This window comes from Chryseobacterium sp. C39-AII1, from assembly GCF_039672645.1.
Lineage (GTDB): Bacteria > Bacteroidota > Bacteroidia > Flavobacteriales > Weeksellaceae > Chryseobacterium.
This window is the reverse complement of sequence record NZ_JBDFPQ010000002.1, coordinates 54,219-80,271: the sequence shown is the minus strand read 5'-3', so window position 1 is coordinate 80,271 and position 26,053 is coordinate 54,219. Positions and strand designations below refer to the sequence as shown.

The window sequence follows — 26,053 nt, the reverse complement described above, 5'->3', positions numbered from 1 at the left end:
TTAGTATATGAATAATACTTGTTCTAAAATTTTGAGTATCGCTATTTTTTAAGTTACATTTGTTTATTCAAATGTAATTTTTTGTTTATACGAGTAAATATTTTAAGTGTTTCATAATGAATGTTTTGAAATTTATGTTTGAAGAGTAAATTTATTATGAAGCTGAAATTACAAACTATAAAATGAAAAAACACGACTATAAGAATTTAGTAGCATATTAAAATAAAATTTGATTAGATTTAATGAAGACTGACAAAATAAAATTATCCCAATTAGAAAGCTTCTTGATGAAAGCAGCTGATATATTAAGAGGTAAAATGGATGCCTCAGAATACAAAGAGTTCATCTTTGGTATGCTGTTTCTTAAAAGAATGTCAGATGTATTCGATCAAAAAAAAGAGTATTTGAGAAAGAATGATTATAAGCATTTAGACATAAATACTTTAAATGAAATTCTTGAAGATAAATTAACTTATGGTGATACTTTCTTCGTACCACCAAGATCTAGATGGAATCAGGGCTTTATAGATGAAAATGAGGTACAACAACCACCCATAAAGCACCTTCAAAATAACATTGGGCAAATGCTTAACAAAGCATTAGATGCCATTGAAGAAGCGAATCCTGATACTCTTTCAGGCATTTTTAAAGGTCGTATCAACTTTAATAAAGAAGTAGATGGAAAGCAGATTGTTAAAAATGCCGACCTAAAAAAAATGATTGACCACTTTAACGAGTTTCCAAAACTGGTTAATGAAAATTTTGAGTTTCCTGATTTATTAGGAGCAGCTTATGAATATTTACTAAAACACTTCGCTGATGAAAGTGGTAAAAAAGGCGGTCAATTTTATACACCTAACCAAGTCGTTCGTTTGTTGGTTCAATTGATGAAACCAGAGGCAGGCATGTCAATATATGATCCAACTGTTGGGTCGGGTGGTATGTTGATTCAGGCACACCAATACATTGAAGAGCAAGGACAAAATGCAGATGATTTAGAGCTTTTTGGTCAAGAGAATGACCCTACTGTTGTAGCTATCTGTAAAATGAACATCATTCTACATAATATTATAAAATACAACATTGAATATGGTGACACTTTAGATGAACCTTTAAATGAAAAAGACGGTCAATTAATTCAGTTTGACAGAGTAATTGCGAATCCTCCGTTCTCTCAAAACTATAACAAAGCTACAATGCAATATCAATCACGGTTCAGCTATGGCTTTGCTCCTGAAACAGGTAAGAAAGGCGATTTAATGTTCGTTCAACATATGTTGGCAAGCTGTAAACAAAATGGTAAAGTGGTAGTGGTAATGCCTCATGGTGTACTCTTTAGAAGCGGTAAGGAAAAAGAAATCCGTGAAAATATGCTAAAAGCAGATGTGTTGGAAGGTATTATTAGTTTACCTCCTCAACTTTTCTATGGTACAGGGATCCCTGCTTGTATTATGGTTTTCAACAAAAGCAAACCCGATACATTAAAGAATAAAGTATTTATTGTAAATGCCGACAAAGATTATGCAGAAGGTAAAAAACAAAATACACTAAGACCCGAAGATGTAGAGAAAATTGATTTTGTATTTACCAATAAAATTGAAGAAGCCAACTACTCTAAATTAGTAGATTTAGAAACCATTGAAAAAAATGACTTTACCTTAAACATTCGTAGGTATGTGGATAATACACCTCTTCCCGAACCTGAAGATGTAAAAGCTCATTTAATTGGTGGAGTTCCTACAAGTGAAATAGAGAAAGTACAACATTCTTTAGCTCCAAAATTTGAATTTAATGGGTATCAATTGTTTAAAGATAAAAATGCTCTATACAAAGATTTTGCAATCAGTGAGAAATCTGAAATCAAACAAATTGTTGAAGATGATAAAAACGTAATCGAGACGCTTACAGAATTAGGGATTCACTTAGCGGATTGGTGGCAATTAGCCAAAGAAGATTTTTCTACTCTTGCTCCTAATGGTAATGGCTCAAGAGCCAATTTGCCAGCAGTAAGAGCAGAGTTATTAAACACCATTAAAGAAAAGTTTGTACCAGTTGGCATATTGGATAAGTTTCAAGTGGCTGGCGTATTTGTTAATTGGTGGGATAATATCAAGTATGACCTAAAGACCATTATGCAAAACGGCTGGGATGCTGGGCTTATTCCCGATGAGTACTTGATTGAAGAATTTTTTAAAACAGAAAAAGCTGAACTAGAGCAAATAGAAATTGAACAAGCTGATTTTGAATCACAATTGGAAGAAGCGGTGGAAGAAGCATTGAATTTGGTAGAATATGAAGCAGACGAAGAAGAAGGCGAAGTAAAACAAACGCCAAAGTTAGCGAAAGATGAATTGGCTAAGATGATTGAGTTTTATGTAGAAGAAAAAAGACAAAGTGATAAAGCCAAACCTTACCAAGAACAAGAAACAAAAATTAAAGACCTTGAAAAGTCTATCAAAGATTGTAAAGCATTATTAAAAGAAAAACAAGCTCAATTAGCATTAAAAATTGAGTTAAAAAGATTTGGCAGTGAAGAGTTGAAAGCAGAAAGCAACGCTTTGCTAGTAGCCACCCAAAAAGAAATCACCAACCTTAATGCAACTGTTTACAAATTAATCGCTACTTTCAAAGCTGATTTAAAAGATAGTGCAGATTTCGATAAAATTAAAAAATCGGTTGCAGCATTAGAAAAAACCTTAAAAGGCAACTATGATGACAAAGCGATGGTAAAATTGGCATCGGTTTTAGAAGCAAAAAAACAGTTTTCTGAAATTACCAAAACCTATAATGCCAGAGTAAAAGACAGTGAAATTCTAAAAAATAAACTCAATAGTTTAGATGCTCTTTTAGAAGAAATTGGCGGTAGGATTACCACCGAAGAAAGCCAAAAATTAATTCTTAAAAAGCACTTTGATATAATTAACGACCAACTACAACGCTACCTAAATGCTGAGAAGAGAGAGTTAGTAAGTGCCTTTGAAAATCTATTTGATAAATACTACACCTCTGCCCAAGCCATTGAACAAAAAAGGGAAAGCACTATGGCAGACCTGAACGACTTTCTAACTAAGTTAAACTATTTGGGCTTATGAAATTAGGAAATATTATAAATTATAGAAAAGGTAAAGCCCCGACGGGAATCAAATTGAATGACGATTTGGTCATTTATCTTTCACCTGAATATCTTAGGAATAAAGCAAAAGAGACTTTATTGCCTAATTTTTTTGGAAAAGTTGAAGTTAAAAATGGCGATTTGTTACTTCTCTGGGATGGCTCAAATGCTGGTGAATTTTTCATGGGTAAGAATGGAGTTCTTTCATCAACAATGGTTAAACTCCTTTTTGATGAAAGTGCAAATGATCGCCTATTTTTATACTACCAGCTGAAATTTTTCGAAGATTTTCTAAAATCTCAGACCAATGGTTCAGGTATTCCTCACGTAGACAAGGAGATTCTATTGTCCATTGACGTAAAACATTTTAAACCTTCTGAACAAACCCAAATCGCCACCATCCTCTCTAAAGTGGATAAAGCTATAGCCCAAACCGAGCAACTCATTGCCAAATACACTTGCGTAAAAATAGGCTTAATGCAAGATTTGCTCACCAAAGGTATAGATGAAAATGGCAATATCCGTAGTGAAGAAACCCACGAGTTTAAAGACAGCCCACTGGGTAAAATTCCGAAAGAATGGGATTGTGTTAATTTATCTTTTTTTATAGAAAAACTTGAATCTGGAGTGAGTGTTAACTCAGATGATATTCCAATTGGAGGTAATCAATTAGGTATATTAAAAACAAGTGCTTTGTCACAATGTAAGTTTAATTTTGAACAGAATAAAACTGTAAAACAATTCGATCTACCACGGTTAAAATGTCCAATTCGAAAAGGTGCAATTTTAATAAGTCGAATGAATACTCCCGATTTAGTTGGGGAAAATGCTTTGGTTAAAGATACTTTTGATAATCTTTATTTGCCGGATAGAATCTGGCAGACGATATTTAAAAATATTGAACAATTAAATGTTAATTGGCTAGCAAGTGTATTGGCTTCTGATAACTACAGAAAAACAATTGCATTTCTTGGAACAGGTACGAGCAATTCAATGAAGAATATTTCTAAAAAATCTTTTTTAGAAGTTTTAATCCCGAAGGTTCCAATTACAGAACAAAATCAAATATCAAATCAAATTATTGCGGTCGAAGAATTTGAAATTTCTAATACAAAGCAACTTTCTAAACTTCAATCACTAAAAACTGGCTTAATGCAAGACTTATTAAGTGGTAAAGTAAGAGTAAACCACCTCATTAAAGAAACAGCAAACGAATGATATTAAGTAATGACAATAAATACAGAGGTAACTTAGGTACTACCTTAAAGTTAGATGAATACAGTCATGTAGAAAAGCCGTTTTTAGAACAATTAGCAGGCTTAGGTTGGGAGGTGTTGGAATTACAAATGCAACAACAACCAGGACAAAGTTTTAGAACGTCTTTTTCAGAGGTGGTTTTAAAACCCAAATTAAGGGAAGCATTGGTTAAGATAAACCCTTTCCTCACAGATGCTCAAGTTGATGAATTGGAGCGTAAAATCACTACGTTTCAAAAAAGTAGCCTGTTAGAAAACAACCAACAAGTATTGCATTACTTGTTAGAGAACACCACGGTTTCAAGAAACGAACAAACTGGAGAGTTAAACCCAACAGTGCGTTTTATTGATTTTGAAAAAATAGAAAATAACAGCTTTACTGCTATTTCTCAATTTAAAGTACTGGTAACGGGTACAGACCATCATATCATTCCTGATATGGTTTTGTTTGTAAATGGTTTGCCTTTGGTAGTTGTTGAAGCTAAATCTTCCAAAGTAAAAGAACCTATCCCTGAAGCCATAGACCAATTAATGCGGTATTCCGAACAAAGAGGCGATATAGGAGAAGGTAACAAAGAGTTGTTTTATTACAATCAAATTTTAGTAACTACTTGTCGCACAGAAGCTAAGTTTGGAACAATTACTACACAAATAGAAAAACACTTTTACAGATGGACTGATCCATATCCTAAAACACTTAATGACTTAGCTCACGGTCAATCGTCACCAAACGACCAACAACGTTTGGTTGCAGGTATGTTGGATCCTCGCAACTTGTTAGATATAATTAGAGTTTTTACGGTATTCAAAACAGATGACAAGGGAAGAAAAATAAAAGTAGTAGGTAGATACCAACAATTTAGAGCCGTTAAAATAGCAACGCAAAGACTCATTGATGGTAAAAATCCAATAGAAAGAGGTGGTATAATTTGGCATACGCAAGGTTCGGGGAAGTCGCTTACTATGATGTTTATGGTTCGTGAAATGAAACTAAGATCCGAATTAATGTCTTGGAAAATTATTTTTGTAACGGATAGAACCCAATTAGAAGAACAACTATCTGAAACGGGGCAAACTATTGGTTTTACAATAAAGTCTGCCAATTTCATCAATCCTAAAAATCCAGCCAATGGTCAAAGTTTAAAAGAGTTACTAAGCAATGATAATTCTGATTTGGTAATGGCTATGATTCATAAGTTCCAAGAAAACGGAGATTTAACGGGTTTAGAAATATTCCCAGAATTGAACAAGGGTAGCAACATCTTAGTAATGACAGATGAAGCTCACAGGTCGCAATATTCGCTTTTAGCAGCCAATTTAGACCGTGCAATGCCAAATGCAACTTCTATTGGTTTTACAGGAACACCAACAGGTAAAACAGAAAAGAAATACAAAGACTATATTGATAAGTATACTATGCGTCAAGCCATAGATGATGGTGTTACTTTAGAGATAGTATATGAAGGTTTCACACATAATGCAGAGATAGAAGACCAAGAAGGAATGGATGATAAATTTGCTGATGTTTTTAGCGATTATCAACTAACAGAGCGTTTACAGATTTTAGGTTATGGCTCTCGTGATGCATATTTAGACAATATGAATACCATTCAAGAGAAAGCTAAAAGTATGGTCAATCATTATGTAGAACACATTTTTTCAGGCGGTTTTAAAGCTCAAGTTGTTGCAAATTCTCGTATTGCAGCAGTAAGATATAAAGCAGCCATTGATGAAGCATTAAAAACTAAAATAGCCGAATTAATGGTTGATAATCCTATGTTAGTTAATCTTGAAATATTGCAAACTTTAGAAACAGCAGTAGTAATATCAGGTAGTCATAATGATGAATTAGAAATCAAAGCATATATAAATGGTGATTATCATAAAAAAAGTATAAAGCGTTTCAAATTGCCTTATGGTAAAACAGACGAAGAAGATACAAGTATAAACGGGAATGTAGGTATAGTAATCGTAAACAATATGCTACTTACAGGTTTTGATGCACCTATTGAGCAGGTAATATATTTAGATCGGGTAATTGTAGCTCATAATCTATTACAAACTATTGCACGAGTAAATCGAGTTGGTCCAGAAGGTAAAGACAAGGGTTTTGTAGTAGATTATGTAGGTGTTGGACACCACTTAAAAAGAGCTTTGGATACATATGCAGAAAAAGAATTGGAGGAGATTATAGATTGTATTTCAGATGATGACGCAGAACTTAACGAATTAATCAAAGCACACCAAGATATTTGGAACTTCTTAAAAGTGTATGGTTTAGAAAATTTGTCAGATTCAGATGCTTTCTTTGATGTGTTTTATGATGAAGATATTAGATTTGAATACATCAAACTTTACAACATACTTACAAGCTGTTTTAATACGGTTTTACCTCGTAAAGAGGCCTTAGAGTTTTTTAATGATTGGAAAGCACTTACAGAAATTAATGCTTTGGCAAACAAACATTTTAGGGATGGCAGATTCAGTATGAAAGGTATACCACCCAAACTAAGAGCCATAGCAGATGAATATTTAATTTCTAAAGGGATAGAGCAACAAGTTGCTCCTATTTCTATTATAGCAGATGATTTTTTCAGCAAAGTTGTTACCAACAAGAAACGTGAAAAAACAAAAGCCGCAGAAGTAGAACACGCTATTAGACACTTTATTAATTTAAACATAGATGAAGACCCTGAACTATTTGCCTCTTTTGCAAAAGCATTAGAAGAAATTTTGCAAAACTTCAAAGGTAACTGGAAAGTAATTTATGAAGAATTAGAAAAATTAAGGGAGAAGATAAGAAATAGAGAAAAAGAAGAAACTTATGGTTTAGACCGTAAAAAACAAATGCCTTTTTTCCGAATTTTTAAAGCAGAGTTGTTTGATAATAGAGATTTATCGGAAGATGAAATTGCTCGAAACGTAAATCTAACACAGCACATTTTCAATTTAGTAACAACTGAAATAAAGCTAACAGGCTTTTGGGACAGTACACCTGCTCAATTAAAACTAAAAGCTGAACTACAAAAAATGCTATTATCTCCTGAGTTCAAAGATTTACCAAACATCATTACGAAAAGAAATGAAATCATTTCAAGAATAATGGAATTAGCTAAAACCAATCATTTTAAAATAATCAATGACTAATGCTTTTTGAGTATCAAATAAAATATTCCAATCGTAAAACCCTAAACATTTCTGTTGAAAGGGATAGAAGTATTATTGTTCGTGCTCCACATTATCTTACAGCAGAAAAAATTGATAAAATAGTTCAATCAAAAAGACAATGGATTAAGGAAAAGCTAAACCACACACAGAAATATCCTTTAATAGCGGAAAGCAAAGAGTTTGTATCAGGTGAAACCTTAATGTACTTAGGGAAAAACTATCAGTTACTTATAGTAGATGAAGAAATTGAAGGAATAGAATTTGACCAAAGATTTAAAATATCAAAATCAAACCAACCAAAGGCAAACGAACTTTTTAAAAAATGGTATTTAAGTCAAGCATTAAAAAAAATGGAGCCATTAGCTACGAAATATGCAAAAAGTTTAGGAGTTGAATATAATCAATTCAAAACTTCTGATATGAAATACAGATGGGGTTCTTGCACACCTGCAAACAATATCATTTTCAATTGGCGTATCATTAAAGCTCCAATGTATGTATTAGAATATTTAGTAGCCCACGAGTTAGTACATCTTATGGAAGATAACCATACACCTCGCTTTTGGAATATCTTGTCAATACAGGTGCCTAATTATGAAAAAGCAAAAAACTGGTTAAAGAAAAATGGGCAATTATTAGAAATAGATTTTTAGGTATTTAGAAATCTTTACAAATTTATTATTATTAAATGTTTCCGAAAATGGGACGTTCCACTAATGTTTTAACTGAAAATACATGAAAGTTTTTCAATTTGAATTTATAACAAAAGAAAAGAAAGGAAAAAGAAAATTTTAGAAATCAAAAAAGATTTTAGAAATTCGCTTTATACAAGATTGTGTAAGGGAGATTTCGGAAAATCGGAAGAATTTCGTAAAGATTCAAAACAAAAAAAACTCTGATACTTGTATTTATCAGAGTTTTTAAATTGTTGTTAAGTAGCCCGTAGGGGAATCGAACCCCTCTTACCAGAATGAAAATCTGAGGTCCTAACCGATAGACGAACGGGCCATCTATACAACCGTAACGAATTACGAGGTTAGTATTTTTTGTTTTTATAAGTTTCAACTCTTACTTTAAATACTCGGTTAGTAGTATTTAAATTGTAGCCCGTAGGGGAATCGAACCCCTCTTACCAGAATGAAAATCTGAGGTCCTAACCGATAGACGAACGGGCCAGCTATACTTATTAAGCTAGTTTGTTAACGTGCTTAGTTAATTTACTTTTTAAGTTAGCAGCTTTATTTTTGTGGATAATGTTTTTCTTAGCTAATTTATCCAATAAAGCGATAACTTTAGGCAACTGCTCAGTAGCAGCAGCTTTATTTTCTTCATTTCTTAACACTTTCAAAGCTGTTCTAGCTGTCTTGTGGTAATATCTGTTACGAAGTCTTCTTACTTCGTTTTGTCTGATTCTTTTTAATGCTGATTTATGATTTGCCATATCGTTCAAATGTGAGTGCAAAAGTATAAACTATTTTTGAAACTACCAAACTTTTCTTTAAAAATTTTTAATTTTCTTCAGATAAGTATTTTCTTAGTTTATCTATCGCCTGTTCTATTTTAAAATTTTCGTCTTCTCTTTCTATTTTCTTGATTGTGCTTTCCAGCATAATCATCGCATTGTTCCATTCTCCAGTTGTATTGGTGAAGGTAAGTTCGTCAATCGTTACTTCAAAAGCTACCCTTTCTCCCGTCCTATAAAGTCTGAAACTTATTTCATCATCTCTGCCTGATATCCCATCTTCATTGATTTTTAAATCGTAACTTTTGGGGTTAGAGTGGATTTTCTTAAAAAGCAATTTCGCTTCTTGTATTTTTAAATCCGGCATTGTATGAGTTTTTCGCTTTTGAAGAGATGAATCGAAAACTGTTTAAATAGCTTTTTCTTACAATTCATTTCCTTCTAAGCGGCTGCAAAGTTAGTAATTTTTTCTAATCAACAAAATCTTAAATATAATTTTTTTAACAATCATATTTAAATAACTGGAATACAATATAATTATTTTTTTTGAAAAAAGTGAAGTGAAATGAAAAATATGTATTTCAGAGGTTATAAAAGATATTTTAATGAAATGGTTCTATGACACCAAAAGCAGAGATTAAGTACGTATTTTGAAGTTGGCTATATTTCTTTTGAATGTTCTATTATTCAATTTTCATTCTGTTTTACCAATCATTAACCGTTTTAGATTTCTTGACGATTTCTGCAATTAAATTATTAAAGTGCTTATTAAGTGCATCATAAGAATCTTGTGCGTTAATTTCATTTTCCTTACCGTATATAGAGGCTTTTGATTTTTTGTCTTTATTCAATGTAAGGTAAACCCATTTAGCGGAGTAATCTGTTGTCATCCATCTTCTGCATTCAAATGTGGGACTATTAATACGCATTTTATTATCCTTAAATAATATGGATATGGTATAGGATTTGATTTTGCCCTGTGAGGAATTACATATTCTTCATATCCGTTAATGGTAATACTTTCTCCGTCTACTAAAGTCAGTACTTTCTTTGGATCTTTGTACATTGTATTTAATGCGTTTAACACATTTTTATAAATATTATTTTGCTTTGTGTTGGGAAAATCAACAACGGTATAATTATTTTTCCCTTCTGATAAAAATCCATTCGGGGTAAGAGTGAAGTATTGAGCAAAACTTAGAGGAGCAAGCAGAGTAAGGGCTATAATAGTAAAGAATTGTTTCATATTATCTGTTTTGTTTTAAAAAAAGATCTTTCGATCTGTAGATTTAGTAGTGCAAAAATAAAAAAAAGATTTTTGGATAAAGAGTGTATCATAACTCTTTTAAAATGGCATAGAATTCCATTGATTTATAAAATAAAAAATCCCTGAACTTTATAAGTCAGGGATTGTATAGTAAATTTGGTAGCCTATAGGAGAATCGAACTCCTGTTGCAAGGATGAAAACCTTGAGTCCTGACCACTAGACGAATAGGCCAAATTTTGAGGTTGCAAAAGTAGTGATTAACTTTTTAACTTCAAAATTATTTTTTAGAGTTATTTATAAACTTTCTGAATGACAGTGTTTTTAATTCCTTTTGCCTCCAGCTCTTTCTGAGTTTTTACAGCATCTTCCAGCGTGTACATCTTTCCGTAAGTATAATAGAAGACACCGCTTTCTTTATTTCTTTCTACATCTTTCAGGGTTTGAATGATGAATGAATTACCATTCAGTTTTTCTCCCACATAGACTTCTATCGTATAATATCCAGAATTCAGTCTTTGATTTGGCATAAATCCTACTGCGTATGCATTCTTAAACCCGGCATCTTTAGCTGTTTTAATGTTAATATCTTTTACCGAAGCCATATTCGTTACTCCGTAATAATATTTATACAAACCATTTTCTTTGATAGGAAGAATGTAGTTCAATCCTTTCAACGCAGGATCTCCATCATTATATTTTGTAGGAGCACTCATTAATAAAATTCTGAAATCATTTTTAAGAGCAACTTCTGCAGGTTTTACAGGTTCAGGTTTTTGTGCAGCAATTGAAGAACCTCCTGATTTTCTGTCGATGGCTTTTTTATAATCAATAATCGCCTGAAAAATACTTTGTGAAATTTCTTCCTGTCCTTTTTCTGAAGCTAAATAATGGCTTTCTTCCGGATGATTGATAAATCCGGTCTCAATAAGTACAGAAGGCATCGCATTCATACGAAGCACGTGAAGGTTTTTCTGGAAAACACCTCTTGAAAACCTTTTATCTTTATTTACAAAATTATCTTCTACCAATCCACCTAGCAATAAACTTGATTCCAGATATTTACTTTGCTGAAGTTTTAAGGCAATTAAAGATTCCGGAGAGCTTGCGTCATAAGAACCAAACGTTTGTTTATCTTTTTCATCCAGAAAGATCACGTCATTTTCTCTTTTAGCAACTTCCAAGTTGGTATCATTTTGATCCGGCCCCTGAACGTAAGTTTCGGTTCCGTAAGCGGTATTTCTCGTTGCAGAATTACAGTGAATAGACACAAAAAGATCAGCTTTACTTCTGTTGGCAAGGTTGGTTCTGTCTGATAATGAAGGGTATTCATCAATCTTTCTTGTATAGATTACCTTGAAATCTTTATTTTTTTCAAGCATTGCCCCAACTTTCAGGGTAATGGCAAGGGTTACATCTTTTTCTGCCACTCTTCCGATATCAGCGTAATTTCTGTTGGCTCCATGGTCACTACCCCCGTGTCCGGCGTCTAAAACCACCGTGAATTTTTTTTGAGCGAAAATAATTTGGGAGACCAGTATAAGAAGAAATGATAAAATTATTTTAAAATTTACTTTGTGCATCTTACAGTTTTAAAAATTATATTAATTTTGAGCCTTAATTATATACATATAAATATATACAAAAATTGGTCAAAACCGTCTTCAAAAATATATTACAAATTTTAATTATCCTAATTTTTAACAATTTTTTAGCACAGAAAACTCCTGAAAAATTACCTAAAAATGCGGTTAATGATACTATTTCCAAAAAGGATACCATAGTTGCAAAAAAGGAATCCTTAGATGATATTCTTCAGACAAAAGCTGATGATATACGCCGTGACGTGCCTAAAAAGATGATTTATCTGAACAAAAATGCGCAGGTAAAATATCAGGATATGCAGATCGACGCCGATTATATTTCAATTGATGAACAAAAAAATCTCATTTTCGCTCGCGGAAAACAAGATTCTTTAGGCAGAAAAATCATCGAACCTGTCATTACCAATCAGGGAGGGAAAAAATACGAGACCGATCAGTTTAATTATAATTACAAAACCAAGCAGGCGATTGCTTACAATGCAAGAACGGAAGAAAGCGAAGGGGTAATTATTGCGGAAAAAACAAAAAAATACAACGATTCTGTTTTCTTCATGAGACGAGGGAAGTATACGACCGACGAATATTTCCTGAAGAAAAAAGATACTGTTTCCGATTATTATCTTTTGGCTCCGCACATTAAATTGGTAAAAACAAAGAATAAATCTCAAATTGTAACGGGACCTATCCAAATGTATATTGAAGATGTTCCGACACCTTTGATTATGCCATTTGCAATTCTTCCTTTTTCAGATAAAAGATCAGCGGGTATTTTGATTCCGAGTTTCGGGGAAAGAGAAGACGTGGGTTTCTTTTTAAATAGTATTGGGTATTATCAACCGATTGGTGAGCATTTTGATATTAAAGTGTTAGCCGATCTCTATACCAAAGGAAGCTGGAATTTCCGTCCGGAGATGAATTATGTGAAAAAATACCGTTACAATGGTAACTTTTCTGCAGATATCGGAACAACGGTAAGAGGTATTAAAGGGCTTGATGATTATACCAAAACAAGTACCTACAGAATTGCCTGGAGACATACTCAGGATACGAAGGCTAATCCTTTCCTTACTTTCTCGGCTTCGGTGGATATTGTAAGCAACAGATTCTATAATAATACGATCAATAATAATTATATTTTTAATCAGAACGTATTAAATACTCAGCAAAACTCAACGGTAACGGTAACCAAGAGATTTTTGAAATTGCCGATTACCATTACAGGAACGGCTTCTTATTCTCAGAACTTTGCGACAGGAAATTCAGATTTGCGTTTGCCACAGATGAACGTTGCCATCAACCAATTTTATTTATTTAAATCTAAAACAGGGGTGAGACAAGGTTTATTGGAAAATATTACAGTAAACACAGGGTTAAATTTATCCAATTATGTTTCTACCACAGAAGGGGAACTTTTCACTCCGGCAATGTGGGAAAAAATGCAGACGGGATTGAAGAATAATATTTCATTAGGAACCAATACAACAGTGGCGAAATATTTTACCTTCAGCTTAGGTGCTAATATTGATAATGCTTTAACGACAAAAACATTAACCAGAACTTATGACCCTATCATTAATAAAGAAGTAGACGTGGTGAATAAAAATATCGCAGGATATTCTATTTTCTCAACAACAGCGAGTTTGCAGACTACATTGTATGGGATGATGAAATTCAAGAAAGGAGGTGCAGTAGAAGCGGTGAGACACATGATGACGCCAAGTATCGGTTTTACCTATTCCCCTGATTTCGGAGGTTCCGGTTTTGGATATTTTAAGAATTATTACAATGCCAACGGAGCTTTAACCACTTATTCAATTTTTGAAAAAGGAATTGTAGGTCAACCGACAAGTGGCATGGTTGGTGCATTAGGTATCAATGTTGGAAACAATGTTGAAATGAAAGTAAAATCTAAGAAAGATTCAACGGGAGTGAAAAAAGTAAAGATTTTCGAATCATTAAACTTCTCGGCAAACTATAACTTTGCAGCGAAAGATCACCCTTGGTCGGTATTTTCAATCAACGGGCAGTCATCTTTCTTTGAAAATAAATTGAGTGTAAACACCAGCTTAACATTAGATCCATATAAAATCATGTTCCTTCCGGGGCAAGATCAGGGAATCAGAACGGAGGATTTCGGACATTTCAGTGTTCAGGGTTTCAATGTTCAGTTATCGTATCCTTTAAGCAGTGAAATTTTTGGTGAGAAAACAGATTATGCTAAAAAATATTCGCAGAAAGGAGAGATTCGAAACGAAAATTATTATTTTGATGATGATAATTATGCACGCTTCGATCAGGCATGGACTTTGAATATTAATGCAAACTACGCCTACACCAGAAATGCAACCAGAAATGCTAATAAAATAGCATCCGTAGGTCTTGATGGAAGTATTAAATTAACTCCATATTGGAACATCAACGGAAGTACGCATTATGATATGGTAACCAAGCAGCTGGCGTATACGAGGATTGGTTTTTCGAGAGATCAGCGAAGTTTTACGATTAACTTCAACTGGGTTCCTTTCGGGCAATATAAAGTGTATGACTTCTTTATCGGTATTAAAGCCAATATCTTAAGTGATGCGTTGAAGTATAAAGACAGAAGTTTTACACAGCCAAATTCACCTTTCTAAGAAGGATTTGAGATTTAAAGATAGAAATAGAATATAAATTTTATATTTGCACCCAAAATAAATTCTAATGAAACAAATAATCAACACAGTTAACGCTCCTGCAGCTATCGGACCTTATTCACAAGCTAACCTTGCAAATGGTGTTTTGTACATCTCTGGTCAGATTCCTGTAGATCCTGCAACTGGAAAATTGGTAGAAGGTATTGAGAAAGAAACACATCAGGTAATGAAAAATCTTGAGGCTATCCTTACAGAAGCTGGGATGACTTTCAAAAACGTGGTAAAAGCTACGATCTTCCTTAAAAGTATGGATGATTTTGCGGTAATGAACGATATCTATGCGTCTTATTTAGATGCAGAAAGCTATCCGGCTCGTGAAACGGTACAGGTTTCTTGCCTGCCAAAAAATGTTGATATTGAAATTTCTATGATTGCACATCAGGATTAATGAACTTCTTCAGAAATACATTAGCGGTTATTGTAGGGCTTGGTATCGCCGGGCTTATTATTACTCTTGGTATAAGAGTTTTTCCGCAATGGGTTACTTTTGAAGCTTTTGCTCCGTTTGAGCATTGGCAAAGATTTCTTTACAGTATGAAAGACGACCAGGCCTTCTTCGGATTCCTGTTGTTTATTTCCGGCTTGGGAACTACCGTAGGAGGTGTGGTTACCGCTGTGATTGTAAAGTATGCCAAAGTTGCCTATGCTATTCTTATTGGTTTTATCATGCTCTTTATAGCGATGTTGGATGTTATTATTTTTCCGTATCATCCTACATTTTATAAGATTTCTATTTTCCTTACGTTTTTCCCGTTTTCGTGGATTGGAGGTAAGATTGTAGAAGTAATTTATGAACGAAATAAAAAGAAAAGAATCGCTGAAAAAATGAATAATAAATCTTAATTGATTTACATCTTAAAATAAAAGCGGGCTGCAAAATTATTTTGCAGCCCGTTTTCGTTGATATGAAATCTTTGTTTAGCTCTAATTGATTAAGGCATTTTAAACCCTCTTTGGTAGCCTCTTCCGTAGTCATCCATATATTTGATCTGACCTGTTCCTGTGAATTTGCTTAATAAGCTTTCTACATCTTTTTGAGAATTTACCGGCTTGCCGTTAATTTCCGTAATAATATATCCATCTACAATACCTGCCTTAGCAATTTCACTACCTTCTACTACGTTTTTAGCAACAACACCGCTGGTTAAACCATAATAAGCTTTCGTTCTGTCATCCAAACCTTGGAATTCAGCACCAATCTTTTCTGTTACCGTAAGATCTGCTTTTGTTCTGGTAGAAGTTCCACCTTGCTGATCTTTCAACGTTACTGTAGTTGTGTTTTCTTTTCCGTTTCTTAAATATACCAACTGTACTTTATCACCAGGACGTTTGCTTCCGATTGACATTGATAAATCTGCGAAATCTGTAATGTTGGTAGCATCAATTTTCGTGATGATATCTCCAACTTTCAATCCTGCATCTTCAGCACCACTCTTATCTCCGAATCCTGTAACATAAACCCCTGATCCAGCTTTAATATTTGTCTTTTTCTGCTTGTTATAAGCCGCCACCTGCATATCATCTGATAAGTCTAATGACTGTACTCCCAAGAAACCTCTCTGTACGATACCGAATTTCTTAATATCCTCAACAATTTTTCTTGCTAAGTTCGCCGGAACCGCAAATCCATACCCTTGGTAATAACCCGTTGTAGATTGAATTGCCGAGTTGATCCCGATAAGATCTCCATTTGTATTTACCAAAGCACCTCCTGAGTTTCCAGGGTTAATAGCGGCATCGGTTTGAATAAAACTTTCAATAGGATTGGTTGCTTTACCTTGTCCTCCAAGAATTCCGATTCCTCTACCTTTTGCAGAAATAATACCTGCTGTTACCGTTGAGTTCAAACCAAGAGGGTTACCCACTGCTAATGCCCATTGTCCGACTTCAATATTATCTGAATTAGCAAAATTTAAATATGGTAATCCTTTTTCTTCAATTTTTAATAAAGAAATGTCCGTATTCGGGTCAGTTCCTATTAATGTTGCGATATATGATTTTTTATTGCTTAATACAACTTCCAGTTTGCTAGCTCCTGCTACTACGTGATTATTTGAGATAATGTATCCGTCTGGCGAAATAATTACCCCAGAACCCATTCCTGATGGCATATTGTCTGGAGTCTGTTGTTGCTGCTTTTGTCTTTGTTGACCTCTTCCGCCGCCGCCGAAAGGATCACCGAAGAAGAAATCGAATAAATCTTGTTCAGAAGCTCTTCCACCACCGGAAGTTGCTCTGTTTTGATAATTTTTGATTGTTACTACAGCCGGAACCGTTGTTTTAGCTGCTTTTACGAAATCATCACCGACAGCAGCGGTGTTCATCCCTGCAAAAGAGACATTAGATCCTTTTGTAAAATAAGATTGGTCTGCATTATTAGAACCGTGGTCAAAATATTGAATTGTTCCAACGGTAGTAGCTCCTGAGATAACTCCAACCACTGCAAATGGTAATAGTTTTTTTAAAGTACTCTTCATTGTTATATCTTCTTTGTTATTTATTAATTTTTTAAACTTTTCGTTTTAGTGTAAACAAATTTAATGCTAAATAGGTATGCGATTGGCACGTAATGTTTCAGTTTTAACTAAAATTTAACTAGAATAACATTATTTTATGTGTTATGTCGTAATTATAAAGCTCTATTAACAAAACTTAAAATTATATTAAATGACAATCTGACATAGTATAGATGCCAATATGGACATAAAAGTTAAATATAATCATTTTATTTAAGGCATGTTTAAATAAACAATTAACCATCAACGAAAAACTATAAACCAACAATCATCAATTATCAACCCATTTAAAAAATTCTTATCTTTGCAAAAATATTTTTCTCACTTAAAACGTTTATAGCATGCAACTGTATAACACCTTAAGCGCAGAAGAAAGAGCTCAACTTATTGATGAAGCTGGTAAGGAACGCCTTACACTGTCTTTCTATGCGTATGCCAAAATTGAAGATCCCAAAAAATTTCGCGATGATTTATTTATAGCCTGGAACGCCTTGGATGCGTTGGGTCGTATTTATGTTGCTCATGAAGGAATTAATGCTCAGATGAGTGTTCCTGCTGACAATTTTGAGGCTTTTCGCGATACGCTGGAAGTATATGACTTCATGAAAGGAATTCGTCTGAATGTAGCGGTAGAGCAAGACAATCATTCATTTTTAAAATTAACCATAAAAGTTAGACATAAAATCGTTGCCGATGGATTGAATGACGAAACTTTTGATGTTACCAATAAAGGAATTCACCTGAAAGCTCAGGAATTTAATGATATGTTGGATGATCCGAACACGATTGTCGTAGATTTCAGAAATCACTACGAAAGTGAAGTTGGTCATTTCGAAGGAGCGATTACTCCCGATGTTGAAAATTTTAGAGAAAGTTTGCCGATCATCAACGATCAATTACAGGATTTTAAAGAAGATAAAAACCTCTTGATGTATTGTACAGGCGGAATTCGTTGTGAAAAGGCGAGTGCTTACTTCAAACATCAGGGCTTTAAAAATGTTTATCAATTGGAAGGTGGAATTATTGAATATACTCGCCAGATCAAAGAAGAAAACATTGAAAGTAAATTTATCGGAAAAAATTTCGTTTTTGATCATCGTTTAGGTGAAAGAATTACAGACGATATTATTTCACAATGTCACCAGTGTGGAAAGCCTTGTGATAATCATACAAACTGTGCTAATGATGCCTGTCATCTTTTATTTATCCAATGTGATGAATGTAAAGCGACAATGGAAAATACATGCTCGACAGAATGTCTTGAAACTATTCATTTGCCTTGGGAAGAGCAGGTTGCAAAAAGAAAAGGTCTTCAGGTTGGTAATAAAGTATTTAGAAAAGGAAAATCTGACGCTCTGAAATTTAAGAATTCAGGAGATCTTTCTACGTTAACTTTGGCAAAAGCAGCACCAGAAACAAAAGATATTCGTCAGAAAATCAAAGTAAAGAAAACGTTGATAGGAAAAGCAGAACATTATTATTCAAAATCAAAAATTGCTCAGTTTCTTATTGAAAGTAAAGAGCTTTCAGTTGGAGATAAAGTTTTGATTTCAGGGCCAACAACGGGAGATCAGGAAGTAACGATTACTCAGATTTTCGTTAATGGAGATTTCAATGAAACAGCTCAAGCAGGAGATCAAATTACTTTTGAATTGCCATTCAGAGTTCGTTTGTCTGATAAATTATATAAAATTCTGGAAGCATAAAAACATATTTAAAAAATGTTAAAAGCTGAACTTAGAAAAAAATATATGCTAAAAAGAAAAGCCTTGTCGATTGATGAGGCTTTCTTGTTATCTGAAAAAATAGTTGAAAATTTTCTGAATTATTTCATGCCAAAAGAAAAGGAAAAAGTTCATGTTTTTCTACCTATTTTATCTAAAAAAGAAATTAATACTCAGATTTTCATTGATTATTTTTTTAAGCAAAATATTCGTGTTTTTGTCCCTAAAATTGTTGATGAGAAATTAATTGCTATTGAAATTTTTGCTGATACAGTTTTTGAAATCAGCGGTTTGGGAATTTCTGAACCAGTTTCTAATGAAGATTCCGGAGAAAATGATTTCGATTATGTGATTACTCCGCTTTTATATTGTGACAAAAAAGGGAATAGAGTAGGCTACGGAAAAGGTTTTTATGATGGTTTCTTTGAAAATATAGCTTCCAAGACAAAAAAAATCGGAGTTAATTATTTTAACCCCGATGAAAATATCGATGATGTCTGGGAAAATGATATTCCGCTAGACTATTTGGTAACGCCGACAGACGTTGTATCTTTTTTAGGCTTGGAATAAAAATTTAAAAAGTAAAATTTAAATTCTTTCTTAAATTTCACCGGCGCAGAAACTAATGTGTACTGAGCATTCTTCTCAAAAGAACCTAATGATCGGTTTTTATCATCAAAATATTCCACATTAAATTTCGCTAAATCTAAAGTGTCTTTTTTGTAATAATCTTTATACACCTCAAGATTATTAACTTTCGCGGTCTTTACTTTTAGGCTGTCCAGCTCTTTAAAAAGTTTCTTAAAAGTTGTGCTGTCCGGCTTATGGAAGTAGCTTTTCATCTGTGAATAGATTACTGTGTCTATTTCAGTATCACCATTTCCTGATAAGTAAAGCGTTGAGAGATCCAAAAGCTCCTGAACTTTTTGTTTTGTTATGAAATTTATTGCTTGTGCGCTATCCATTTGTACTGCGGGATAGCTGCTTCTGTTGTTGCTTGTTCTTAATTTGTCTAAATCGCTTACCTCTGCCGTCGTTTTTTTATTGCAGGCCGCTAAGCAAAATAACAGTATTGCAAACAGTAAAAAATTATTTATTCTTTTCATCAGTACTTGCAATTTTAAATTTAATGGATACTATTTTTCCTTTGTCTTTTTTCATTTCAATTACGCTAAGGTTTTTCAAAGACGTAGTTGGTGTGGTTACTAAAGTAATATATTTTTGTTTATCGAGGGTTTCAATTCCAAAAGTTGCATTATCATATACTTGATAGATCACTGCGTTATTACTAATCAGGTTTTCCAGCTGCTTTCTCTTTTGTTTTAGCATTTCAGGATTGCCTTTTGCATCTTTTACAGAGAAATAATTTACCGCCATTTTGTAATCATCTGGCTTTAATTCTATCATTTCTTCTTCAGGTGCATTTTCCAGATTACGGTTTACTTCCAGATTTTCATAGAAAGGAGCACTGATCTGCATTTTGATGTTTTTATCCTTGGTAGAATAATAAAAACATTCTCCCGGCTTTATTTTATAGAGAAGAGGAGATTCATTCTCTTTAATTACTTTTATTTCTAAAGTATTTATAATCGAGATGCTTCTGTCTGCGTCTGTGAAACAATATTTATAAGTTTTTGAGAAAATTTCATCTTTAAAACCTAAAAGTCCCGTAGTGATAATCAAAATTGAAGTTACAAATGCCCAAATATTCTTTTTGAAGAAATTCTTTTTAGTTTTTTCGTTCTGAGGAAATGTTTGAGTTATATCTTCTCTATTTTGATTAATTATTTGATTTTCAGTATTTGATTTTTGTAAATCAGGTATTTCTTGCTCTGGTAATTCTGTTTTTTTATGAATTATTTCAGAATTTGGCAATTCTTGAGAATTCGATACGATATTTTCTAATTGCTGAATTTCTTCTTCGTCTAATTCTTCACTTTCCTGTAGCAATTCTCCTGCAAAAAGATGTTGCTTTTTAAAATCATACCATGAATCGTAACCCGCATAAATGCTCAATAAATTAAGCATATCTATTCTGGGTAATTTCGTAACCGGAGAAGTTTTAAAGTAAGTGTAAAAAGACTTTTCGCTAATGTTTCCTTTAGCTTTTTTTCGAAGATCTTCCTGAAAATATATAATATCTATACCCTTCCACTTTGAAATATCATCGTAGGAAGGAGTGTATTCTTTCAGATATTGAGCTTGAACATCCTTTTTTAACTGCTCAAAATGTAATAGATCTAAATCCGTCAATTTATTTTTTAATAATTAAATTATTGATTTTCAGTATTGTTTATTTGTAAAACAATTTTACAAAGTTATTACAATTATTTTTCCTAAACAAATTTTTTATCTGCTATACCTTTGTCTTGTTCAAATAACAGAACAGAGAAAAATTTTATAAAACAATATTAACAAAATTAAATTTAATTTATTATGAAAAAGTCATTATTCGTAGCTGCTATCGCTGCAATCTCTTTAGTTGCTTGTAAAAAAACTGAAGCTACTGCTACAGAAGGTGCTGCTGATTCAGCTACAACTGCTATCGATTCTACTGTTGCTGCTGTAGATTCTACTGCTACTGCTGCTGTAGATTCAGTAAAAGCTAACGCTGGTGCTGCTGTAGATTCAGTAAAAGCTGATGCATCTGCTGCTAAAACTGAAGTTAAAGAAGAAGCTAAGAAATAATTTAAGCTACGCTTTAAAAATAAAAGAACCGTTTCACTCAGTGAGACGGTTTTTTTATGTACAGTCATTGCGAATCGAAGACAAAGCAATAGCTTATAGAAGTAATTATCTATAAACTATCCACCAACAACTATCAACAATTATCCTTTCTTTTGTCTCAACGCTTCATAACAAGTAATCGCCACAGCATTGCTCAAATTCAAAGAATCGATACTTCCAACCATTGGAATTAAAGTATTCTTTCCTTTTCCTGTCCAGAATTCACTTAAACCTGAATGTTCTGTTCCAAATAAAACTGCTGATCTCTGCGTGAAATCTCTTTTGTAAAGATCTTCCGCCGTTTCATCCATGATAGTTGTATAGATATTGAAATTGTTTTTATTTAAATATTCTAAAACTTCTTCATTTTCCGCCTGAAAAACTTCCATTCCGAAAAGGCAACCTACGCTTGATCGAATAACATTCGGATTGTAAAAATCTGCTTTTGTATCAGTTACAATTAAAGCATCAACGCCAAAAGCCTCACAACTTCTTAAAATGGCACCCAAATTTCCAGGCTTTTCAACACCTTCCACAATAATTACCGTTGAATTATCCTTCGGGTTAAAATCTTTAAGAGAAGTTTCTTTTGTTTTGTAAACACCAATAATTCCTTCAGAACTTCCTCTGTACGCAATTTTTTCATATACTTTATCACTTACCAAATGAATTTTTCCGTTGGGTTGAATTCCTTTAAATATATTTTCACAGATAAAATATTCTACAGGCTCGAAATCATACTTTAAAGCTCTTTCATTTTCCTGTTGACCTTCCACAACAAAAACGTTGGATTTCTTTCTAAATCTGTTGTCTGTAAGAAGTTTCGTGATGTTTTTTATCTTTTCGTTTTGAAAACTTTCTATTTGCATATTGCAAAATTATGTAAAATTTATCGTTAAATAATGAAAATGAAAAACCTCAGAATCAATCCGAGGTTTATTTTAATTGTAGCTTGATGTACTCGGTTCTTTTTACTTTTTACCTTGTACCTGAAAAATTATTCTTCTGAGGATTCAATTGAGATTTGAGAAGTGTCGATCAAACTTTGCGGCAGTTCTTTTTTGTTTTTAATTCCTAAAGATTTTAATTTCTGTGTCTGAACAATCAAATTGTCATTACCTGAAGATAATTGTTTGTAAGCATCATTATACACGTTTTTTGCTTGGTCGAGATTTCGGCCTACTTTTTCAAGATTATCGACAAAACCGACAAATTTATCGTACAATTTAGCTCCTCTCTCAGCAATTTCCATAGAATTTCTGTTTTGATATTCTCTTTTCCAAAGATCGGCAATCAGTTTTAATGAAGTAATTAAGTTACTTGGATTTAATAATAAAATTCTTCTGTCATAAGCATAATTCCAAAGATTTTGATCGGCTTGCATAGCCGCAATATAAGCAGGCTCGCTTGGAATAAACATCATCACAAAATCCAGAGATTTTCCGTAATCATCGTACGCTTTTTGGCTTAATTGATTAATGTGATTTTTGATAGAGTTTAAATGTTGATTCAATCTCATAAGATAAATATCTTGGTCGGTTTCATCCACCAATTCGATAAATGCAGTTAAAGAAACTTTGGAATCAATGATTACATTTCTTTCGTCAGGATATTTTATCACTGCATCCGGGCGCATTTTTTTACCTGAAAATTCAGAAAACAACGCTTTATTATCTTCATCGCGAAGTTCATGTTCAAGAAAATATTCTCTTCCTTGTACCAAGCCAGATTTTTCGAGGATGCTTTCCAAAATCATTTCTCCCCAATTTCCCTGTGTTTTACTTTCACCTTTCAATGCGCGGGTCAGTTTTTTTGCGTCTTCTGAAATTTGCTGATTCAATTCGGCTAATTCCTTTACTTTTTCTGCAAGAGAAAAACGTTCTTTATTTTCCTTTTCGTACGCTTCGTTCACACGGTTTTTCAAATCGGTAATTTTTTCCTGAAAAGGTTCAAGAATATTTTTAAGATTATTTTGATTAAGTGTAGTAAATTTTTCGGTTTTCTCTTCCAGAATTTTATTCGCCATATTTTCAAATTGAAGTCTGGCTTCTTGCTGCATTTTAATGATCTCTTCTTTTTGGGTATTCAGTGAGGTTTCAAGAATTTCATTTCTGGCAGATATTTTATTATATTCATTTTTCAGATCATCCAAAATGTCTGATTGTTGTACATAAAGTTCTTTATCTTTTGCATTATTTTGAAGCAATTCCTGAACTTTCAAGTTTGCATTTTCAAAATCAGCTGTGTTTTTTATATGTAATTGATTCAGATTGTCATACGTGCTTCGTAAAACCATCGATGATTTTAAAGCAAAATACGAAATCAGAGCGCCCAAAACGCCGCCCGCCGCAAAACCAATGATTAAATAGGTGATCTCCATTTTTCAAAATTATGAAAAAAGCGTTGGGAATAAAATAGCTTTGTCTCGGATGTGAAATAAATGATGCTTATCTTTAGGACAAATTTCAGGAACATGAATGTTTTGTTAGTTGAAGATGATTCCAGAATCAGCAATTTTCTGGTGAAAGGTCTAAGCGAAATCGGTTATCATATTACGTTGGCAGAATCGGGTGAAAAAGCCCGTGAGATCATCGGTTTATATGAATTTGATATTATTCTGATGGATATTATGCTTCCCGGTCTGGACGGAATTCAATTAACTCAAATCATCAGATTCAAGAAAAATTATACACCGATTTTGGTGATTAGCGCATTAAACAGTCCTGATGATAAAATTAAAATGCTTGATTTGGGTGCGGATGATTATTTGTCTAAACCTTTTCATTTTGAAGAATTAATTTCAAGAATCAAAGCGCTGACGAGAAGAAATAAATTAAGCTACGAAAAAGAATCTCAGCTAATTTCTTGCGGAAATCTGACGATTGATAAAAATCTTCATAAAGTAACACAAAACGGGAACGAAATAGAATTTTCTCCCACCGAGTATAAATTGCTGAATTTCCTGTTGGAGAATAAAAATAAAGTGCTGAGCAGGACTCAGATTCTTCATAATGTGTGGGGAATTAATTTCGACAACAATACAAATCTCGTGGATGTTTATATTTCTTATCTCCGAAATAAAATAGACGAAACCGAGAATAAAATTATTCATACAATAAAAGGAACCGGCTATCTGATCAAAGATTAAAATGACGCTAAGAAACAGATTTACCCTTATTTCAAGCCTGTCGTTTGGCATTGTTTCTATCATTACATTTGCAGTGATATATTTTGCGTATTACGACAGTACAAAGATTTCTTACTTTGAAAAGCTGAAAAATACGGCGCTCATTTCTGCGATTTATTATCTTGAAAAAGACGAACTTTCGGTCAACCGTCATGCGCAAATCAAAAAAGAGTATAAAAGTCTGATCCGAAATAGGGAAGTGGCAATTTATGATCAGAATAATAAGGTGACTTTTGGGGAAGATTTTAATGATCCTTATATTAAGCAGAAACATTTGAACGCGGCACGGGTCAACCAATGGGTTCAGTTTATGTCGGATGATAATTTTTATTACGGAATTTTTTATCCTGATAATCAGGGAGATTTTGTGGTTTTTGTAAAATCTTCGAATGCTTCTTTTCTATCGCAGATTTTCAGGTTGTCGATCATCATGTTTACAGTGCTTATTTTAGGATTAACCGCCATTTTTATTCTAAGTCGTTATCTTTCAAAAGTGGTTTACAAACCGGTTTCTAATGTGGTGAAACATATTAATAATGTTGATTATAAAAATATTTCCCAGGCGATAACGACTACCAATACAAATGATGAGATTGAAGAACTCATAAAATCTTACAATAAATTATTCGGAAGGATTTCTGAAAATATGCTGTTGCAGCAGAATTTTATTAACTATGTTTCTCACGAGTTTAAAACACCTTTGGCCGCCATTTCCGGAAATCTTGAAGTTTTTGCCCAAAAAGACCGAACGCCCGAGGAATATCGAAAAGTGGTAAAAGAATCCTTGGAAAACGTCTACGAAATTGAAAATATTCTGAATAATCTTTTGCTGATGTCCGGTTTAGCAAAGCTTGAAGAATCGCATAAAACCGTAAGAATCGATGAACTGATTTGGAAAATTTATTCTAAACTTGAACCCAAAGCTAAAGAGCATCAATCTTCCATAACAATAGATTTGCAGGTGATAAAACCTTCATTGCTTGAATATCCAGGAAATGGAACGTTGCTTTTTTTAGCTTTATATAATATTGTAGAGAACGCGATAAAATATTCTTCAAATAATTCTATTGAGATTAATATTTTCGAGCAAACAGAAAAATTGCATATCGAAGTGAAAGATCACGGTAAGGGAATCTCCAAAGAAGATCTTAACAATGTAACCGAAACTTTCTTCCGCGGAAAAAATGTAAATGAAGTAAAAGGAAGTGGGATCGGACTGTCTTTGTCTAAAAGTATTTTTGATCATCATCATATTTCAATGAAAATTGATTCTGAAGTGAATAAAGGAACAAAGGTTTGTTTAATTTTTAATGCCTAAAATATTTGGCTGGAAGAGTGA

At 33.2% G+C, this 26,053-nt stretch carries 22 protein-coding genes and 3 tRNA genes; 12 read left to right on the top strand and 13 right to left on the bottom strand.

Annotated features, from left to right (window positions below; genetic code table 11):
* Window positions 1-242: 242 nt before the first annotated feature.
* From ABEG63_RS03210 to ABEG63_RS03195, 4 genes are read left to right on the top strand one after another with little or no spacing between them, the layout of a single operon-like run.
* Window positions 243-3,092 (top strand): N-6 DNA methylase, encoded by a 2,850-nt coding sequence (locus tag ABEG63_RS03210; protein ID WP_346582925.1) that lies wholly within the window; start codon window positions 243-245, stop codon window positions 3,090-3,092.
* Complete coding sequence (locus ABEG63_RS03205) at window positions 3,089-4,330, top strand: restriction endonuclease subunit S (protein ID WP_346582923.1); 1,242 nt, start codon at window positions 3,089-3,091, stop codon at window positions 4,328-4,330. Before ABEG63_RS03210 ends, ABEG63_RS03205 begins: the two co-directional genes overlap by 4 nt.
* Window positions 4,327-7,515, top strand: a complete 3,189-nt coding sequence (locus ABEG63_RS03200) for an HsdR family type I site-specific deoxyribonuclease (protein WP_346582922.1) — start codon at window positions 4,327-4,329, stop codon at window positions 7,513-7,515. Before ABEG63_RS03205 ends, ABEG63_RS03200 begins: the two co-directional genes overlap by 4 nt.
* Window positions 7,515-8,189, top strand: a complete 675-nt coding sequence (locus tag ABEG63_RS03195) for a SprT family zinc-dependent metalloprotease (protein WP_346582920.1) — start codon at window positions 7,515-7,517, stop codon at window positions 8,187-8,189. The genes ABEG63_RS03200 and ABEG63_RS03195 overlap by 1 nt, the downstream gene beginning before the upstream one ends.
* A gap of 283 nt (window positions 8,190-8,472) precedes the next feature.
* On the opposite strand, the gene ABEG63_RS03190 is transcribed toward ABEG63_RS03195, so the two are convergent.
* From ABEG63_RS03190 to ABEG63_RS03155, 8 genes are all read right to left on the bottom strand, one after another.
* A tRNA-Glu gene (locus tag ABEG63_RS03190) sits at window positions 8,473-8,544 on the bottom strand.
* Between the two features lie 95 nt (window positions 8,545-8,639).
* Window positions 8,640-8,711, bottom strand: a tRNA-Glu gene (locus ABEG63_RS03185).
* 11 nt (window positions 8,712-8,722) lie between these two features.
* Window positions 8,723-8,977 (bottom strand): 30S ribosomal protein S20, encoded by a 255-nt coding sequence (gene rpsT / locus ABEG63_RS03180; RefSeq protein WP_123945153.1) that lies wholly within the window; start codon window positions 8,975-8,977, stop codon window positions 8,723-8,725.
* 67 nt (window positions 8,978-9,044) lie between these two features.
* Complete coding sequence (locus tag ABEG63_RS03175) at window positions 9,045-9,365, bottom strand: hypothetical protein (protein WP_267405517.1); 321 nt, start codon at window positions 9,363-9,365, stop codon at window positions 9,045-9,047.
* A 337-nt stretch (window positions 9,366-9,702) separates the two neighbouring features.
* The gene (locus tag ABEG63_RS03170; RefSeq protein ID WP_267405516.1) at window positions 9,703-9,888 is read right to left on the bottom strand and encodes a hypothetical protein; all 186 of its coding nucleotides are present in this window, start codon (window positions 9,886-9,888) and stop codon (window positions 9,703-9,705) included.
* A complete protein-coding gene (locus tag ABEG63_RS03165; RefSeq protein ID WP_267405515.1) occupies window positions 9,885-10,244 on the bottom strand; it encodes a hypothetical protein in 360 nt (119 codons plus the stop codon). The genes ABEG63_RS03170 and ABEG63_RS03165 overlap by 4 nt, the downstream gene beginning before the upstream one ends.
* Before the next feature lie 178 nt (window positions 10,245-10,422).
* Window positions 10,423-10,497, bottom strand: a tRNA-Glu gene (locus ABEG63_RS03160).
* Window positions 10,498-10,556: 59 nt separating this feature from the next.
* Window positions 10,557-11,846 carry an N-acetylmuramoyl-L-alanine amidase gene (locus ABEG63_RS03155; protein ID WP_267405514.1) on the bottom strand — a complete coding sequence of 430 codons (1,290 nt, stop codon included), beginning with the start codon at window positions 11,844-11,846 and terminating at the stop codon, window positions 10,557-10,559.
* 65 nt (window positions 11,847-11,911) lie between these two features.
* Here ABEG63_RS03155 and ABEG63_RS03150 point away from each other — a divergent pair, with 65 nt between their 5' ends.
* The 3 genes from ABEG63_RS03150 to ABEG63_RS03140 all read left to right on the top strand — a co-directional run bounded on the left by ABEG63_RS03150 (window position 11,912) and on the right by ABEG63_RS03140 (window position 15,403).
* Window positions 11,912-14,500, top strand: a complete 2,589-nt coding sequence (locus ABEG63_RS03150; protein ID WP_346582918.1) for a putative LPS assembly protein LptD — start codon at window positions 11,912-11,914, stop codon at window positions 14,498-14,500.
* Between the two features lie 67 nt (window positions 14,501-14,567).
* The gene (locus ABEG63_RS03145; RefSeq protein ID WP_267405512.1) at window positions 14,568-14,948 is read left to right on the top strand and encodes a RidA family protein; all 381 of its coding nucleotides are present in this window, start codon (window positions 14,568-14,570) and stop codon (window positions 14,946-14,948) included.
* Window positions 14,948-15,403: a hypothetical protein gene (locus ABEG63_RS03140; RefSeq protein WP_267405511.1), complete on the top strand. Its 456-nt coding sequence runs from the start codon at window positions 14,948-14,950 to the stop codon at window positions 15,401-15,403. The genes ABEG63_RS03145 and ABEG63_RS03140 overlap by 1 nt, the downstream gene beginning before the upstream one ends.
* Window positions 15,404-15,492: 89 nt before the next feature.
* Here ABEG63_RS03140 and ABEG63_RS03135 read toward each other — a convergent pair whose 3' ends face one another.
* Window positions 15,493-17,037: a trypsin-like peptidase domain-containing protein gene (locus tag ABEG63_RS03135; protein WP_346582916.1), complete on the bottom strand. Its 1,545-nt coding sequence runs from the start codon at window positions 17,035-17,037 to the stop codon at window positions 15,493-15,495.
* A gap of 380 nt (window positions 17,038-17,417) precedes the next feature.
* Between ABEG63_RS03135 and ABEG63_RS03130 the strand changes: the two genes are divergently transcribed.
* Together ABEG63_RS03130 and ABEG63_RS03125 are read left to right on the top strand one after the other, a co-directional pair.
* Window positions 17,418-18,782 carry a rhodanese-related sulfurtransferase gene (locus tag ABEG63_RS03130; RefSeq protein WP_346582915.1) on the top strand — a complete coding sequence of 455 codons (1,365 nt, stop codon included), beginning with the start codon at window positions 17,418-17,420 and terminating at the stop codon, window positions 18,780-18,782.
* 45 nt (window positions 18,783-18,827) lie between these two features.
* Window positions 18,828-19,370, top strand: a complete 543-nt coding sequence (locus tag ABEG63_RS03125; RefSeq protein WP_346582914.1) for a 5-formyltetrahydrofolate cyclo-ligase — start codon at window positions 18,828-18,830, stop codon at window positions 19,368-19,370.
* Here the strand turns inward: ABEG63_RS03125 and ABEG63_RS03120 are convergent.
* Window positions 19,322-19,906, bottom strand: a complete 585-nt coding sequence (locus ABEG63_RS03120; protein WP_267405507.1) for a hypothetical protein — start codon at window positions 19,904-19,906, stop codon at window positions 19,322-19,324. The genes ABEG63_RS03125 and ABEG63_RS03120 overlap by 49 nt on opposite strands.
* Window positions 19,890-21,053 (bottom strand): hypothetical protein, encoded by a 1,164-nt coding sequence (locus ABEG63_RS03115; RefSeq protein ID WP_346582912.1) that lies wholly within the window; start codon window positions 21,051-21,053, stop codon window positions 19,890-19,892. Before ABEG63_RS03115 ends, ABEG63_RS03120 begins: the two co-directional genes overlap by 17 nt.
* Window positions 21,054-21,236: 183 nt before the next feature.
* Between ABEG63_RS03115 and ABEG63_RS03110 the strand changes: the two genes are divergently transcribed.
* Window positions 21,237-21,488, top strand: a complete 252-nt coding sequence (locus ABEG63_RS03110) for a hypothetical protein (protein WP_267405505.1) — start codon at window positions 21,237-21,239, stop codon at window positions 21,486-21,488.
* Between the two features lie 140 nt (window positions 21,489-21,628).
* Here the strand turns inward: ABEG63_RS03110 and ABEG63_RS03105 are convergent, their stop codons facing one another.
* Together ABEG63_RS03105 and rmuC are read right to left on the bottom strand one after the other, a co-directional pair.
* The gene (locus tag ABEG63_RS03105) at window positions 21,629-22,396 is read right to left on the bottom strand and encodes an RNA methyltransferase (RefSeq protein ID WP_346582910.1); all 768 of its coding nucleotides are present in this window, start codon (window positions 22,394-22,396) and stop codon (window positions 21,629-21,631) included.
* 128 nt (window positions 22,397-22,524) lie between these two features.
* Window positions 22,525-23,907: a DNA recombination protein RmuC gene (gene rmuC, locus ABEG63_RS03100; RefSeq protein ID WP_346582909.1), complete on the bottom strand. Its 1,383-nt coding sequence runs from the start codon at window positions 23,905-23,907 to the stop codon at window positions 22,525-22,527.
* Window positions 23,908-24,000: 93 nt separating this feature from the next.
* Here rmuC and ABEG63_RS03095 point away from each other — a divergent pair, with 93 nt between their 5' ends.
* Both ABEG63_RS03095 and ABEG63_RS03090 read left to right on the top strand, forming a co-directional pair.
* Window positions 24,001-24,675, top strand: a complete 675-nt coding sequence (locus ABEG63_RS03095; protein ID WP_346582907.1) for a response regulator transcription factor — start codon at window positions 24,001-24,003, stop codon at window positions 24,673-24,675.
* 1 nt (window position 24,676) lies between these two features.
* The gene (locus ABEG63_RS03090; RefSeq protein WP_346582905.1) at window positions 24,677-26,032 is read left to right on the top strand and encodes a HAMP domain-containing sensor histidine kinase; all 1,356 of its coding nucleotides are present in this window, start codon (window positions 24,677-24,679) and stop codon (window positions 26,030-26,032) included.
* Window positions 26,033-26,053: the final 21 nt, after the last annotated feature.

What these genes read in the sequence shown, in the direction of transcription:
- ABEG63_RS03155 (WP_267405514.1), bottom strand. Translation starts at nt 11,846, where the DNA reads ATGCACAAAGTAAATTTTAAAATAATTTTATCATTTCTTCTTATACTG.
- ABEG63_RS03165 (WP_267405515.1), bottom strand. Translation starts at nt 10,244, where the DNA reads ATGAAACAATTCTTTACTATTATAGCCCTTACTCTGCTTGCTCCTCTA.
- ABEG63_RS03140 (WP_267405511.1), top strand. Translation starts at nt 14,948, where the DNA reads ATGAACTTCTTCAGAAATACATTAGCGGTTATTGTAGGGCTTGGTATC.
- ABEG63_RS03175 (WP_267405517.1), bottom strand. Translation starts at nt 9,365, where the DNA reads ATGCCGGATTTAAAAATACAAGAAGCGAAATTGCTTTTTAAGAAAATC.
- ABEG63_RS03195 (WP_346582920.1), top strand. Translation starts at nt 7,515, where the DNA reads ATGCTTTTTGAGTATCAAATAAAATATTCCAATCGTAAAACCCTAAAC.
- ABEG63_RS03120 (WP_267405507.1), bottom strand. Translation starts at nt 19,906, where the DNA reads ATGAAAAGAATAAATAATTTTTTACTGTTTGCAATACTGTTATTTTGC.
- rpsT (WP_123945153.1), bottom strand. Translation starts at nt 8,977, where the DNA reads ATGGCAAATCATAAATCAGCATTAAAAAGAATCAGACAAAACGAAGTA.
- ABEG63_RS03205 (WP_346582923.1), top strand. Translation starts at nt 3,089, where the DNA reads ATGAAATTAGGAAATATTATAAATTATAGAAAAGGTAAAGCCCCGACG.
- ABEG63_RS03130 (WP_346582915.1), top strand. Translation starts at nt 17,418, where the DNA reads ATGCAACTGTATAACACCTTAAGCGCAGAAGAAAGAGCTCAACTTATT.
- ABEG63_RS03105 (WP_346582910.1), bottom strand. Translation starts at nt 22,396, where the DNA reads ATGCAAATAGAAAGTTTTCAAAACGAAAAGATAAAAAACATCACGAAA.
- ABEG63_RS03090 (WP_346582905.1), top strand. Translation starts at nt 24,677, where the DNA reads ATGACGCTAAGAAACAGATTTACCCTTATTTCAAGCCTGTCGTTTGGC.
- ABEG63_RS03110 (WP_267405505.1), top strand. Translation starts at nt 21,237, where the DNA reads ATGAAAAAGTCATTATTCGTAGCTGCTATCGCTGCAATCTCTTTAGTT.
- ABEG63_RS03125 (WP_346582914.1), top strand. Translation starts at nt 18,828, where the DNA reads ATGCTAAAAAGAAAAGCCTTGTCGATTGATGAGGCTTTCTTGTTATCT.
- ABEG63_RS03200 (WP_346582922.1), top strand. Translation starts at nt 4,327, where the DNA reads ATGATATTAAGTAATGACAATAAATACAGAGGTAACTTAGGTACTACC.
- rmuC (WP_346582909.1), bottom strand. Translation starts at nt 23,907, where the DNA reads ATGGAGATCACCTATTTAATCATTGGTTTTGCGGCGGGCGGCGTTTTG.
- ABEG63_RS03210 (WP_346582925.1), top strand. Translation starts at nt 243, where the DNA reads ATGAAGACTGACAAAATAAAATTATCCCAATTAGAAAGCTTCTTGATG.
- ABEG63_RS03095 (WP_346582907.1), top strand. Translation starts at nt 24,001, where the DNA reads ATGAATGTTTTGTTAGTTGAAGATGATTCCAGAATCAGCAATTTTCTG.
- ABEG63_RS03145 (WP_267405512.1), top strand. Translation starts at nt 14,568, where the DNA reads ATGAAACAAATAATCAACACAGTTAACGCTCCTGCAGCTATCGGACCT.
- ABEG63_RS03135 (WP_346582916.1), bottom strand. Translation starts at nt 17,037, where the DNA reads ATGAAGAGTACTTTAAAAAAACTATTACCATTTGCAGTGGTTGGAGTT.
- ABEG63_RS03170 (WP_267405516.1), bottom strand. Translation starts at nt 9,888, where the DNA reads ATGACAACAGATTACTCCGCTAAATGGGTTTACCTTACATTGAATAAA.